This is a genomic window from Sphingomonas sp. Root720, from assembly GCF_001428605.1.
Taxonomy (GTDB): Bacteria; Pseudomonadota; Alphaproteobacteria; order Sphingomonadales; family Sphingomonadaceae; genus Rhizorhabdus.
Genome location: NZ_LMID01000011.1, coordinates 133,085 through 147,005, shown reverse-complemented (window position 1 = coordinate 147,005; position 13,921 = coordinate 133,085). Strand labels below are relative to the sequence as shown.

Below are 13,921 nucleotides of genomic sequence, written 5' to 3'. Positions count from 1 at the left end.
ATGAGCGCTTGCCCCGGGAATTATACACAAAAGTGGACTGGGTACATCTGATATATATCGGGATGCGATATAGTTGCGCGAGGGAAGCGCCTGGGGAACAGCGGGGCTACGTACAGCTACGAATGGTGCCGCGCCGCCCCGCGCCTAGGTTTCGGCTTCCGCTGAAGAGGGCCGAGCGATGCGCGAGGAAATCACGGGCCGGTGGCTCCGGACGTTCGATGAGGTCGGACTGGACGACGTCGGGCTCGTCGGCGGAAAAACCGCGGCGCTGGGGGAGTTGCGCCATGCGCTCTCCGAACATGCGGCCGTACCCGACGGCTTCGCCATCACCGCCACCGCGTTTCGCGAGATCATCACGACGAACGGACTGGCCGGCGACATGGCGAAGATTCTCGCCGAGACCGATTGGTCGAACTCCGCGGACGGAGCCGACGCCTCTCGACGGCTGCGCGTGATGGTCGAGGCTGCGGACTGGCCCGACGGACTTTCCGCCGCGGTTGCCGCAGCCTATCGGCGGTTGGGCGGCGGCCGGGCCGTCCCGGTCGCGGTGCGGAGCAGCGCCACCGCCGAGGACCTGCCGGGTGCCTCGTTCGCCGGGCTGCACGACAGCTTCCTCAACATATGCGGCGAGCAACCCCTGGAGGCCGCCGTTCGCCGATGCCTGTCATCGCTGTTCACCGAGCGCGCCATCTCCTACCGCAACACCAAGGGTTTCGCCCATGACAAGGTCGCGCTCTCGGTCGCCGTCCAGCTCATGGTCGACGCGAGCGCGGGCGCCTCGGGGGTGATCTTCACGCTCGACACCGAGAGTGGCTGTCGAGATGTCGTCATGGTGACGGGCGTGCTCGGCCTCGGCGAAACGATCGTCCAAGGCATCGCCGACCCCGATGAGTTCCTTGTTCACAAGACCACCTTCAACAAGGGTTTTCGCGCCGTGTTGCGGCATAGGATCGGTGCGAAGCAGGTGCGGATGGTCCGCGAACGGGGCGGCGTGCGAACGATCAGTCCGCGCCTCGCGGCGCGGCACGCAGCATGCCTCGACGACGCCGAAATCCTTTCTCTCGCCGGCAAGGCGATCGCCATCGAAGCGCATTACAGCCGTCGCGCGGGCAAGGATACGCCGATGGATATCGAATGGGCCAAGGATGGCCGCAGCGGACGCCTTTATATCATCCAGGCACGGCCTGAGACGGTACATGGCGGCGCCGTCGAGGCAGAGGCGCTGCGGTACCGCCTCCAGGGCGATGGTCCGATCATCGCCACCGGTCAGGCCGTCGGCGAGCGCATCGCAGCGGGGACGGTCCGGATCGTACAGGACGCCCATGGTCTCGAAACGGTGCGGCCCGGCGACGTCCTCGTTGCGCAAACCACCTCGCCGGACTGGGAGCCGGTAATGCGGCGCGCGGCGGCGATCGTCACCGAGCATGGCGGCCGCACCTGCCATGCCGCCATCATCGCCCGCGAGCTTGGCATCCCGGCCATCGTCGGCGTGGCCGGTGCGCGCATGAAACTGGCCGATGGAGACATCGTGACGGTGTGCTGCGGCGAGGGCGAAACCGGGCGGATTCGCCAGGGGCGGCTACCTTTCGTGGCCGAGCCGATCGCGATCCGCGGCGATCGGCCCGATCGGCCCAGGATCCTGGTCAACGTCGCCGATCCCGCCAAGGCGTTCCGCACGGCGGCCTTGCCGGTCGACGGCGTCGGCCTTGCGCGGATCGAGTTCATCATCACCCAGTCGATAGGGGTGCATCCGATGGCCCTGGTCGCCCCCGAACGCATCGCCGATGCAGTGGTTCGGCGAAAAATCGCGGCGCTTACCTCCGGATATCGCGATGGTGCGGACTTCTTCGAGCAGCGGCTCGCCGAAGGCGTGGGGGTCATTGCGGCCGCCTTCTATCCCCGGCCGGTCGTCGTCCGCACCTCGGACTTCAAGACCAACGAGTATCGCGCCTTGCTGGGCGGCGCGGATTTCGAAAGGACGGAGGACAACCCGATGATCGGGTTCCGCGGCGCGTCGCGCTACGTACACCCGGACTACGGCCCGGCGTTCGCGCTGGAATGCCGAGCCCTTGCGCGGGTCAGGAACGAGATGGGGCTCGACAATGTCATTGTCATGATTCCGTTTTGCCGGCGCGTTTCGGAAGGCAGGCGCGTGCTGGCGGCGATGGCGGAAAACGGCCTCGTGAGGAGCAGCGTCAATGGCCTGAAGATATATGCCATGGCCGAGATTCCCAGCAACGCGCTTTCGGTGGATGCCTTTGCCGAATTGTTCGACGGTTTCTCGATCGGCTCCAACGACCTCACTCAGCTCACGCTCGGAGTGGATCGGGATTCTGCGATTCTCGCCGCCGATTTCGATGAGCAGGATCCCGCAGTGCTGCGGCTTATCGAGGAGGTCATCGCGGGCGCCCACCGCCACGGTCTCTCCTGTGGCCTGTGCGGGCAGGGGCCGTCCGACAAGCCGGCCTTCGCCGACTGGCTGGTCGCGAAGGGCATCGACAGCATCAGCCTCAATCCGGACAGCGTCCCGGGTTTCCTGGCGCGCGGTTTCGAAGCGGCGGGCTCGGTCCCAATCGAAGCCGCCGAAGCTTCGCAGGCGCCGGCCGCCCGTCTGATCCCCGTGCATCAGTGACATGCGGGACGCTTGCCTCATCCGAAGCATCCACGCGACCTAGTGTTCTGGCATGAGCAAGGCACGCAAATGGCTCTGGCTGTCGCTTGTCCTGGCGGCCCTGCTCGGCGGCTATTTCATCTGGTGGGTCCAGCCGCGCGAACTCGTCCTCACGCGCGCCAGAATCGGCCCGGCTGTCGAACTCGTCTATGCGACGGGCTTCGTGGAGGCCGACCAACCGGTCTCGGTCGCGGCGCGATTGACGGCGCCGGTGGTCAGCGTGCTCGTTGACGAGGGCGACAGGGTTCGCCGCGGACAGCCGCTTGTCATTCTCGACGACGAGGATCAGCGCGGCCTTCTTGCGCAAGCGCGGGCACAGAGCCGCGGCAGCGAACTCGCCGAGCGACGGATCACCACGTTGTTCGCGCAGGGATGGGTCACGCGCGCTGCCCGCGACGAAGCCGTCACTACAGCGGATGCCGCACGCGCCGCCGAGCGGACGGCCCGGGCCCATGTCGGCCAGAACGTCATCCGTGCCGGCATCGCCGGGATGGTGCTCAAGCGAGATGTCGAACCCGGAGAGCTTGCCACGCCATCGCGCGTCCTCATGCTGCTCGGCGATCCGGCGCGCATCCGGGTTACCGCGACGGTCGATGAACGCGACGTGCCGCGTATCCGGGTCGGCCAGCAGGCGCTCATGTCGAGCGACGCCTGGCCCGGTCGCATCCTGCGCGGTCGCGTTCGTGCGCTGACCCCCGGCGGCGACCCGACCCAGCGCGCCTTTCGCGTGCGGCTGGCGCTGGACCAAGCGGCGGCCTTGCCGATGGGGCTCACGCTCGAGGTGAACATCGTCACCGACAGGGTCGAAAGAGCGGTGCTCGTTCCATCGGCCGCCGTCTCGGCGGGTCATATATGGATCGTCGAGGCCGGACGCGCCCATCGTCGGGCGGTCCGGACCGGCCTTGTCGATCGCACGACCACGGAGGCTCGGTCGGGCGTGCGCCCGGGCGACTGGATCGTCGCCGATCCGCCGTCCGATCTGGCCGAGGGCGATCGCGTCCGCGCCGGCGGGGCGACATGACGGGCGTTCGGTGGGGCTTGTTGCTCGACATCGCGCTCAAGCACATCTCGCGCAGGCGTAGGCAGACGCTGGTGGCGGTCAGCGGCGTGGCTGTGGGGGTGGGTTTCTTTCTGGCAGTATCCGCGCTGATGGTCGGGAGCCAGAACGACTTCATACGCCAGCTCATCGACGCGGCGCCGCATATCATCGTGTCCGACGAGCTGCGCAGCCGTCCACCGCAACCCGGCGTCCGCGCCGTGCCTGGCGGCGTGGCGGCGTTGCGCGGCTACAAGGTCCGCACCGAGGTGCGGGGGCTGAAGGGCTGGCCCGCGATCCTCGCGATGGCAAACGCCATCCCGGGGGGCCTTGGCTCGCCCAGTCTGACCGGTGGTATCACGCTGCGGCTGGGTGGTCGCGAGGAAGCCCTTTCGATCGTCGGCGTCGAACCGGATATCGAGAGCAAGATCAGCACGATCGAAGACAATCTGCGCGTCGGCCATCTGCGCGACCTCGAAAGCGTTCAGGGTGGCATCATCGTCGGCGAGGATCTCGCCGAGCGCCTGGGCATCGGCGTCGGCGATATCATCGCCGCCACCTCGGCGTCGGGGGCGACCCGCTCGTTGCGCATCGTCGGCCTGTTCAAGCGGGGCCAGTCGCAGCTTGGGCCATCCTTTGGGTATATGCTGCTGCGCGAGGCACAGTCCCTGCTGGGGCGGCCTTTCATCATCAATCGCATCGGCATCCGTCTTTCCGACCCCTACGAGGCCCAGCAGGTCGCTGCCGGGATCGAAGCGCGGTTCGGGTACAAGGCGGAAAGCTGGCAGGAACGCTCGGCCGACATCCTGTCGCTGCTCGTGACCCGCAACGTGATCATGTACAGCGTCGTCTCGGCGATCCTCCTGGTGGCGAGTTTCGGCATCTACACCGTGGTCTCGAACAGCGTAGCCGACAAGCGGCGCGACATTGCTATCCTGCGCTCGATCGGTTTCTCCGAGCTCGACCTGCAGCTGATCTTCGTCACCGAAGGTCTGATCCTTGCGGTCGTCGGGGTGCTATCAGGGTGGCTGCTCGGTTACGGCCTGATGGCGATCCTGACGTCGCTCAAATTCCCGATCGCCGGCGAAATCGAGCACCTGCCGCTCGACCGGGGCGTGCGCCAATATGCGATCGCCGCCGGAGCCTCGCTGGTGGCCGGCGCAATCGCGGCCTGGCTGCCGGCGCGCAAGGCGGCGCGGGTCGATCCCGTCGATATTCTGCGCGGCGCCGCATGAGCGTGTTGCTCGAAGCCCGGCAGCTGGGGCGGCGGCTGGCCGGAGATCCGCCGGTGGTGCTCGTCTCCGATGTCAGCCTCGCCGTCGAAGCCGGAACCTTTACCGCCATCGTCGGCCCCTCGGGCTGTGGCAAGTCGTCGCTGCTCTACCTCCTCGGCCTGATCGATCGCCCGACGAGCGGAACGCTGCTGCTCGACGGCGGCGACGTGAGTGCGCTCGACGGCGATGCGCGGGCGCGGCTCAGGCTCGAGCGGTTCGGCTTCGTCTTCCAGTTTCATTTTCTGCTGCCCGAGTTCACGGCCCTCGAGAACGTCATGCTTCCGATCCGCCGCCTGGGCCGCCTCGATCATGCCGCGACCGAAGCCCGGGCGCTGTCGCTGTTGGGCAGCCAGGGACTGGAGGGAAAGGCTACAAAGACGTCCGATCGCCTCTCGGGCGGCGAACGACAGCGCGTCGCGATCGCCCGCGCCCTGGCGAACGATCCCGCGCTGATTCTCGGAGACGAGCCGACCGGCAACCTTGACAGTCAGAACAGCGCGCGCGTCGTCCAATCCTTCCGTGCGCTCGCCCATGATCAGGGGCGGGCGGTCGTCTGCGTGACGCACGATCTCGCCGTTGCGGCGGCGGCCGACGTCCGCGTGTCGATGCTCGACGGCAAGATCGTCGCGATCGATCGGACCCCTGCGAGCCGGGCTTGAAGCCCATCGGTTTCCTGCCGCTCCGGCCTTAGGTACAGTTACCAATGGGGCCGCTGACTCTATCGACCTAAGCTGACCACGGACTCGCAATGGAGGCCGTCATGACCAGCCGATCCACGAAGGCCGCTGTCGCGGACCTGCTAGAGGCGGCATCGTCGCTCCTGAAATTCTGGCATTTGCCAATGACCATCGGGGGCCATTGGTTCTGTCTGATGCTGGATGCTGCGGCGACGATGCCGTCCGTCCGGCATACGGCCTGCCATGCGCCGCATGATCAACTCGCCGTCCCGCCGGAGATCGAGGTCGAGAGCGAACAATGGCTGTTCGCCTGATCGTCGGGGAGAAGCGGGAAGATGGCCACATTTTCGACGCGCAGCTCTGCAGATAGCTGGCACCGGCTGCAGCGGCCATGATCGGCCGCCGGCTATATGAGCTTGCCGAAGACATCAGCCGCCCGCTCGGGGTGCGGAAACGCGATCGCCCGACCGACGGCGGGCGACCGCCGGGACCGATGTCGAACGGTCCGCCCGGAGCAGCCGCGCCGTTCTGGAGTATCGCCGGCGACCAACTGATCCACCAGCTCCATGCTTCGGTCGAGGGCCTGTCCAGCACGGAAGCCATGGCGCGCGTGCAATCCCCGTCGCCGCGATACGGACATGTGCCGATCCCGCTGCGCCTGTTTCTCGGTCAGTTCAGGAGCCCTCTTGTCCTCATCCTCGTGGCGGGAGCCATCCTGGCGTTGCTTCTGCGCGAATGGATCGATGCAGCCATCATCCTGGCCATCGTCGTCGGAAGCGCCGTGCTCGGCTTCGTTCAGGAATATCGGGCGTCGCGCGCCATTGCCGAACTTCGTTCGCGGCTCGTGCACCAGGTCCGGGTCGTTCGCGACGGTGTGGAGCAGAAGCTGCCGGCGGAAAAACTGGTGCCTGGCGATATCGTCGCTTTGAAGGCCGGTGATCTGATCGCCGCCGACGGCATCGTCCTCATGGCCAAGGGGCTGTCGGTGGACGAAGCCGCACTATCCGGTGAAGCGTTTCCCGTCGAAAAAAGTCCCGGCGTCGCCGCGCCCGAAGCGGCGCTTTCCGACCGGCGCAATGCCGTTTTCCAGGGCACCTCCATACGCAGCGGCATGGGCAGGATGCTGGTCGCACGGGTCGGTAGAGACACGCTGTTCGGTGCGATCGAAGAGAGACTGGAAAGCGCGGAGCGGTCCACCGAGTTCGCGCGCGGCCTGTCGGCGTTCGGCACGATGCTGGTGCGGATCATGCTCGTCGTCGTGGCGTTGGTGCTGGTCGCGAGCGTGCTGCTGCACCGGCCGATCGTGGAATCGCTGCTGTTCGCGATGGCACTCGCCGTGGCGATCTCGCCCGAGCTTCTGCCAGCGATCGTCAGCGTCACGCTGGCGGCGGGCGCGCGCGAAATGGCGCAGCATGGCGTGCTGGTGCGCCGGCTCGAGGCGATCCAGAATTTCGGCGGTATCGACGTGCTGTGCACCGACAAGACGGGAACGCTCACCAAGGGCGCGATAGCGCTCAGCGCCGCGGTCGACGCGGCGGGTGTTCCCTCGGTCGCCGTCCTTCGGCTGGCGGCGATCAACTCCATCCTGCAGACCGCCATGGAAAGCCCGCTCGACGCAGCAATCCTCGCCGCCGCGCGGGCCGCAAGCGTGGATGTCGGCCAGGCGATCAAGACAGGTGAGATACCCTATGATTTCGTGCGCCGTCGGTTCAGCGTCACCGCCGCGCTTCCCGGCTGCGGCGAAGTGACGATTTGCAAGGGCGCCGTCAACGCGGTGCTGCCGCACTGTACGGCGCTGGCAAGCCCGCAGGGCGCCATTCCGATCGATGACGCTTGCCGTGAACGTCTCGCGCGCTTCGCGGCCGCCAAGGGAGAGGCCGGGTTCCGTCTTCTCGCCGTATCGACGGGCGCCGAGGGATCGGCTCTCCTCGAGGGCTTCCTATTGTTTTCCGACCCACCGAAGCATGGGGTGAAGGCAACGGTCGCGGCTTTGCGACGGCAGGGGATCGCGATCAAGATCATCAGCGGAGACAGCCGCCATGTGAGCCTGCACGTCGCTTCGGCCATTGGCCTTTCCAAGATCATCCTGACGGGGGACGTTCTTGACGGGCTGGACGACGCGGCGCTTGCGGAGCGCGCCGAAGCCACCACCGTTTTCGCCGAGATCGAGCCGCAGCAGAAGGAGCGGATCGTCCGCGCCCTTCAACATGCCGGGCGCGCGGTGGGCTATCTGGGCGACGGCATCAACGACGCGCCGGCGCTACGCGCGGCCGATGTCGGGATTTCGGTGGACAATGCGGTCGACGTGGCGCGGGAGAGCGCGGATATCGTTCTGCTGCGTCCCGATCTCCACATCATCAGGCTGGGAGTCGAGGACGGGCGGCGGATCTTCGCCAACACGTTGAAGTACATCTCGATCACGATCAGCGCGAATTTCGGCAACATGATCAGCATGGCGCTGGCGACGTTGCTGCTGCCCTTCCTGCCGCTGCTGCCGACTCAGATCCTGCTCAACAATTTCCTGTCCGATCTGCCCTCCGTGGCGATCGCCAAGGATGCGGTGGACAAGGAAAGCCTGGCGGAGGCTCAGCATTGGGATGTGCGGGAGATTCGGCGGTTCATGATCTATTTCGGTCTGATCAGCACCTGCTTCGACTTGCTCGGCTTTGCGGTGCTCCGTCTGGTGATGCACGCCGACACACAGGGCTTCCGTACGAGCTGGTTCCTCATCTCGCTGTTGACGGAGATCGTCGTGTTGTTCGTGCTGCGGACACGACGCGCCTTCTACAAGAGTGCCCCTTCGTCCTTGCTGCTCTGGAGCAGTATCTTCATGGCTGGCTTCGCACTGTCGCTGCCTTATGCAGGAAGCCTGGCACGCCTCTTCGAGTTCCGGTCGCTCGAACCGAAAATGCTCCTCGTCTCGCTCGTCGTCGTGGCGCTCTATGCCGTCGTGACGGAAGTCGCGAAACGTCGCTTCTATAGGGGCGACCGGTGATCGCCAGCGATCAGAGCCCGGCGCGGAGAAGGGGCGGCTCCTGGCGGACCTGGTTCCTGGTACTGCTCCTGCTCGCCGCGCTCGGCGGAATCGTCATGCGCTTCGGCGACATTGACAACTTCCTGCGCCTCGCGGAGCAGGCCCGGCCGGCCTGGCTCGCGGTCGCGATACTCTTCCAGCTGTCAACCTATGCCAATGTCGCTTTGGGCTGGCGCGCAGTGCTTGTCCGCGCCGGGACGCCGCGCCCGCTGAGATCGCTGCTGCGCATCGCGATCGCAAAGCTGTTCGCGGATCAGGCGCTCCCCAGCGCCGGCATGGGTGGCAACGTCCTGCTGATCGACCAGCTTGTCGCCATCGGCATTACCCGCGGCAACGCGATGGCGGCGCTACTCATCTCGATGATCGGCTTTTATGCCGCCTATATGGTCTTCGCGCTGGCGGCGCTGTTCCTGCTGTGGCTGCATGGCAAGGCGACGCCGCCGTTGGTTGGCGCGGTCACGGCGTTCCTGATCGTGGCGACAGCCATTCCCTCCCTTGCGATCTGGCTGCGGCATCGCGGCAGCCGGCCGCTTCCACCCCGAATCGAGAATATCGGATTCATCCGAAAGCTTCTCGAGACGGTGTCGCTCGCTCCGGCGCGCCTGCTGCGGGACCGGCATTTGCTGGCGAGAGTCGGACTGTACAACGCCGGCATCTTCCTGGCCGATATCGCGACCCTGGCCGCCTGCCTCCAGGCCTTCGGCCAGCCGGTGGCTTTCGCGACCGCACTCATTGCCCTCATCCTGGCGTCGGTCGCGGTTACATTGGGTCCAATTCCTTTGGGATTGGGCAGCTTCGAACTGGTCTGTACCGCAACGCTCAAGCTGTTGGGCGTACCTATCGAGGCGGCGCTCGCCGGAACGCTGTTGCTGAGGATGCTGACGCTGTGGCTACCGCTCGTTCCCGGGCTCGTCCTCATGCGGCGGACCTTGCTGCACCGGTCCGCGGCGCAGTCCGCGCCTGAACGGTAGCGTCGGACAGGCTCAGGACGTCACCATAAGGTTTCCAATGGCGTGCAACCCGACATACCCAGGGTGTGCTCAGGGAAAATTCTGATCGGCTGATCTTGCCGGGACGATTTTTGCTTTTTCCCGTTCGAGCAGAGTTCGCAAAACCATGATCTTCTCGATGTCGTTTTCGAGCGTGATGGCTTTTTCGAAGCGAGCGATGTTTTCTCTAATTACGAAATTGTTCACGGCTGCGATTCCTCACAGAGCACGGTCAAATCAAAATCCGATTAGTGTGAATCGGAGGAAGTCGATATTGACCCTCGAAACGAAATTATCGTAATTAGGTGTAACTCCTATTAGCAAGAGACATATACTAAATAGTCTCGCGGCTAGATCGCGCTCCCCTAAGCTATGGCCGGAAATACGCCTAGGATCTAATGATAATATTATAAGTAATAATGCTGATACCCGCTCGGATTGTGCCCTGTTATCTGGGCAAATTCGTAAGGAGCGTTATATGGTCACGATAGCTTTGCCACAGGGAGGCAGCGGCCACGACGAAAAATCGCGCTGCCGTCTTGCCACCAACCCGGTAGATTTTTCTCCTTCAAGCGGCGATCACGCGCGGGGAGTCGTACCAAATGACATGCGATCTATCCTCATCGTCGATTATGGCCATGCCGGGCAGGACGTAGGCTTCTGCCAAAAGCTCAAGAAGGATCATCCTGCGAGGCTGGTGATGCTTGCCGATCGACTGGATAGCGAGTGGGTGAAGGCGGCATTGATGCGCGAGAACTCGCTCCACAGAGCAGAAGGCGCCACCTTGGCCTGTGCGCTTCTGTCCGATCGGGAAGTCGAGGTTCTCCGGGAACTCGGCAAGGGGTGCGCCAACAAGACGATCGCCCGTCGCCTCGGAATCAGCGAAGCCACGGTAAAGGTGCACGTGAAGGCGACCCTCCGAAAGCTACAGGTGGCTAACCGCACCCAAGCGGCCATCTGGGCGATGCAGAACGGGCTGTTCGACGCATAGTGCCGAGACCTGCGAACGGCGCTGCATCTCGGCCGTTAGCGAGACGACCGGCCCAGCGTTATTTCATTATGTGCGCTTGCGCAGAAAGGACGATATCTCGGTAGGGGAGCAGTGCGTCATGTCCTTGTCGATCTCCGCAAGCACCTGAAGCTGCAGCCGGTGGTCGCGGGCGGCGCGCAGCGTTGCAAGCATATGCGGCGGAGCGATCATGACGATTGGCACGCCATCCAATGCCTTTCGGCACAGCAGCTTCATGGCCTCCTGTCCGAACCGATCCTCCCGACGTTGATGGAGGTCGGACGCGGAATAGGAGTGGCGGGCGCTGCCGCTGCTCTCGAATGCGCGTCCCGGCGCCGCCGAACCCAGGACATGGCTGGCCGGATTGTCGAGCGCGCTCTCCTCGAGAACTTCCAGTTCGACGGAGACGTCGTTGCCGCCATTGCGCAGCAACCTCATCCGACTGCCATCTACCACGAGTATCAGGGTTCCGTGCGGAAGCAGCATGACATCATCCTTCCTTCTGGGGGTCTGCGTCGTGGAATGGGTGTGAGGGGAACCGTCGGGCATCCTCGAGCAGGCCTATGACCTCCGCGTCGCTTGTCTGGTCGAAGACGGCGTAGTGCGTGCCGACCGCATGGAAGGGTTCCGGCTGGGCGAGGCACACCAACTCGTCACATTCCCCGCGTAGGGCGGCGACACTGTCGGCGGGTGCAACCGGCACCGCGAGAATGATCCTCCTCGCATGCGCCTTGCGCAACGCTTTGAGGGCCGCCTTCACCGTGCCCCCGGTCGCGATCCCGTCGTCAACCAGAATCACCGTCCGTCCATCGACGCGGATCGGTGCGCCGTTGCCGAGATAGACGCGGCGGCGGCGTTCGATCTCCGCGAGCTGCCGCTGCATTTCGGCCCGAATATAGTTGGGACTGGGAGCGAACTGGCGAACGATGTCCTCGTTGAGGACCAGTTGCGGATCGGCGCCATCGACGACCGCGCCGATACCCAGCTCCTCATAACCGGGAGCACCGAGTTTGCGCACGAAGAGCAGGTCCAGTTCGGCATCGAGCGCGCGTGCGACCTCATAGGCGACCGGGACGCCTCCGCGGGGCAGGGCCAGCACGAGCGGATGGGCGGACGCATGACGATCGAGCGCCCGCGCCAGCCGTTGGCCTGCTTCGCGGCGGTCGTGAAAGGTGAAATCGCGTCTGCTCATCGTCCAACCTCCTCGAAATGGCGGGCGAACCAGCCGGTTGCGTGGCGGATCACTTCGTCCAGCGTGCCCGGTTCCTCGAACAAATGGGTCGCACCCGGAACGATCACCAGCTGCTTCTCGACACGCAGATGACGCATCGCCACCCGGTTGAGATCGATTACGGGAACATCGCGGCTCCCGACGATGAGCAGCGTCGCCGCCCGGACGCGGGCGAGGGCCTTCGCCCCGGCCAGGTCGGGGCGGCCGCCGCGCGAAACGATGGCCGCGATGTCCGATCCCGCCGTGGATGCCGCGAGCAGCGCGGCGCCGGCGCCCGTGCTGGCACCGAAGTAGCCGATGGGAAGCCGCCTGAGTTCCGGGACGAGCCGCACCCATGTTGCCGCGCCCGACAGGCGCGAAGCCAGCAGCGGAATATCGAAGACCTTGGTGCGATCCTGCTCCTCGTCCGGCGTCAGCAGATCGATCAGCAGGGTGGCGAGCCCCGCCTCGCGAAGTCCGCTCGCGACATGGTTGTTGCGCGGGCTCAGGCGCCCGCTGCCGCTGCCATGCGCGAAGATGACGAGTCCCTTGGGCGATGTGGGGATGCCCAGCAATCCGTGCAATCCGTCAGGTCGGATCGTGACGGCAAGAGGCTTGCCGCCCACAAGCAGATCCGTCGTCATAGCCCGAACGGCCAGGTTTCCGGCGCACCGTGCGGCCGTTCGTGGCCGAGCGGCGTAACGGCGGTCGTCTGATCGAACCAGACCCAGGCGTCGAACTGTTCGGCGAGGACCGCCTCGAAATAATGGCTGAGCAGTTCGGACTCGGGGCGGTAGACGACGCCGATCGCCCGCTCTAGCAGCGGCCTGCGAAGCATGTCCGCCAACGCCCGCCGGTCGTTCCCGCGCCAATCGGTCAGCGTGCGGGCGAGGCCGACGCGTCGGAAGGCATGCTCGTAACTGTCGGGCCGTGCGGGACGGACCGTCATGATCCTCATGTCGGCGCCCCAATCGTCCGCCGCGGCTACCGTGCCGGTATCGGTGCCGAAGCCGATCAGCACAGCATCGTCGCCATGGGCCATGCGACAGAGCTCGCCGATGTTGAACTGGCCCTGCCAGCCCATCGAGGTCGCGGCGGCGTTGCCGACGTGGCTGTTGTGGGCCCAGACCACCGCCTTGGCGCCGTCACCGCGATGCGCGAGCAGCGCCTGCAGCGTTTCGAACATGTGGCGGTCGCGCAGATTCCAGCTCTCGGTGGAGCTCTGGTACATCGCTCGATAGTAACGCTCTGCTGCGCGAACGATCCGGGCATTCTGGACCGCGTCGAACCAGCGTTCGCCATCGCCGCCGATATAGTCGAGACGGCCGGCGAGAAGTTCGCGAAGCTGTGCGACCGCGCGATCCTCGCAACTATGACGACCGCCGCGGACGACCGCGTGGCCGTAATGTGCCGGTTCGTCCTGCCAAGGGGTGAGGCAGCCGTAGCGCTTGCGGGCGATGGCAGCCTCCGCCGGATCGACGGTATCGAGATAGGCCAGCACCGCGTGCATCGATTCGCCGAGGCTGTAGACGTCGAGCCCATGGAACGACGCGCGGCGGTCCTCGGGCAGGCCGGCATTGTGACGGTGCAGCCAGTCGCCGAATTCGAGTACCTCGATGTTGCGCCACATCCAGGTCGGGAAGCGCGCGAACGCATCGCCGCGCTGCGGGCGGGGCGCCTGATGCCGGACATAATCGTCGATGCGGGCGGCATCGGGCCAATCGGCTTCCACAGCGACGATGTTGAATCCATGGCGTTCGACCAGCCGGCGGGTGATCGCGGCGCGGGCTCGGTAGAACTCGGACGTGCCATGCGTGGCCTCGCCCAGCAGAACGACTCGCGCATCGCCGAAACGGTCGAAGAAGGCGCCGAAATCTTCAGCCCTGGCGGGCGAGGGGAGGGGAATGGCGTGCTGGCGCAGCATCTCCACCAACTCGTCCGAGACTTCCCGCCTGATAGGGTCGTGGGTCGAAAGATCCGGCATTTCGACGCTCCTCTCCGGCTCCTGTCCTTATGTCGAA

Annotated in this window: 13 protein-coding genes; 8 read left to right on the top strand and 5 right to left on the bottom strand. The window is 65.3% G+C overall.

The features are described 5' to 3' along the window. Positions 1–178: 178 nt before the first annotated feature. The 7 genes from ppsA to ASE22_RS11445 all read left to right on the top strand — a co-directional run bounded on the left by ppsA (position 179) and on the right by ASE22_RS11445 (position 9,663). Positions 179–2,632: a phosphoenolpyruvate synthase gene (gene ppsA, locus ASE22_RS11475; protein WP_056359169.1), complete on the top strand. Its 2,454-nt coding sequence runs from the start codon at positions 179–181 to the stop codon at positions 2,630–2,632. A 52-nt stretch (positions 2,633–2,684) separates the two neighbouring features. Further along, positions 2,685–3,692, top strand: coding sequence for an efflux RND transporter periplasmic adaptor subunit (locus tag ASE22_RS11470; RefSeq protein WP_056359166.1), 1,008 nt, complete (start codon positions 2,685–2,687; stop codon positions 3,690–3,692). After that, positions 3,689–4,942 carry an ABC transporter permease gene (locus tag ASE22_RS11465; RefSeq protein WP_056359163.1) on the top strand — a complete coding sequence of 418 codons (1,254 nt, stop codon included), beginning with the start codon at positions 3,689–3,691 and terminating at the stop codon, positions 4,940–4,942. Before ASE22_RS11470 ends, ASE22_RS11465 begins: the two co-directional genes overlap by 4 nt. Next, a complete protein-coding gene (locus ASE22_RS11460) occupies positions 4,939–5,640 on the top strand; it encodes an ABC transporter ATP-binding protein (protein WP_056359160.1) in 702 nt (233 codons plus the stop codon). The genes ASE22_RS11465 and ASE22_RS11460 overlap by 4 nt, the downstream gene beginning before the upstream one ends. 89 nt (positions 5,641–5,729) lie before the next feature. Beyond that, on the top strand, positions 5,730–5,972 hold the full coding sequence (locus tag ASE22_RS11455) for a hypothetical protein (RefSeq protein ID WP_056359157.1): 243 nt from the start codon (positions 5,730–5,732) through the stop codon (positions 5,970–5,972). A gap of 179 nt (positions 5,973–6,151) precedes the next feature. Next, positions 6,152–8,653 (top strand): magnesium-translocating P-type ATPase, encoded by a 2,502-nt coding sequence (mgtA, locus tag ASE22_RS11450; protein ID WP_056361074.1) that lies wholly within the window; start codon positions 6,152–6,154, stop codon positions 8,651–8,653. Further along, positions 8,650–9,663 carry a lysylphosphatidylglycerol synthase transmembrane domain-containing protein gene (locus tag ASE22_RS11445; protein WP_056359154.1) on the top strand — a complete coding sequence of 338 codons (1,014 nt, stop codon included), beginning with the start codon at positions 8,650–8,652 and terminating at the stop codon, positions 9,661–9,663. The genes mgtA and ASE22_RS11445 overlap by 4 nt, the downstream gene beginning before the upstream one ends. A 69-nt stretch (positions 9,664–9,732) precedes the next feature. Here ASE22_RS11445 and ASE22_RS26785 read toward each other — a convergent pair whose 3' ends face one another. Continuing rightward, entirely contained in the window at positions 9,733–9,888 is a 156-nt protein-coding gene (locus ASE22_RS26785) for a hypothetical protein (protein WP_156397294.1), read from the bottom strand. Positions 9,889–10,159: 271 nt separating this feature from the next. Here ASE22_RS26785 and ASE22_RS27985 point away from each other — a divergent pair, with 271 nt between their 5' ends. Continuing rightward, positions 10,160–10,672: a response regulator transcription factor gene (locus ASE22_RS27985; protein ID WP_082545614.1), complete on the top strand. Its 513-nt coding sequence runs from the start codon at positions 10,160–10,162 to the stop codon at positions 10,670–10,672. A gap of 66 nt (positions 10,673–10,738) precedes the next feature. Here ASE22_RS27985 and ASE22_RS11435 read toward each other — a convergent pair whose 3' ends face one another. From ASE22_RS11435 to ASE22_RS11420, 4 genes are read right to left on the bottom strand one after another with little or no spacing between them, the layout of a single operon-like run. After that, entirely contained in the window at positions 10,739–11,176 is a 438-nt protein-coding gene (locus tag ASE22_RS11435; protein ID WP_056601589.1) for a baeRF12 domain-containing protein, read from the bottom strand. 4 nt (positions 11,177–11,180) lie between these two features. Further along, positions 11,181–11,882: a phosphoribosyltransferase gene (locus ASE22_RS11430; protein ID WP_056359145.1), complete on the bottom strand. Its 702-nt coding sequence runs from the start codon at positions 11,880–11,882 to the stop codon at positions 11,181–11,183. Continuing rightward, complete coding sequence (locus tag ASE22_RS11425) at positions 11,879–12,544, bottom strand: dienelactone hydrolase family protein (RefSeq protein ID WP_056359142.1); 666 nt, start codon at positions 12,542–12,544, stop codon at positions 11,879–11,881. The genes ASE22_RS11430 and ASE22_RS11425 overlap by 4 nt, the downstream gene beginning before the upstream one ends. Continuing rightward, positions 12,541–13,884: an erythromycin esterase family protein gene (locus tag ASE22_RS11420; RefSeq protein ID WP_082545612.1), complete on the bottom strand. Its 1,344-nt coding sequence runs from the start codon at positions 13,882–13,884 to the stop codon at positions 12,541–12,543. The genes ASE22_RS11425 and ASE22_RS11420 overlap by 4 nt, the downstream gene beginning before the upstream one ends. Between the last annotated feature and the right edge of the window lie 37 nt (positions 13,885–13,921).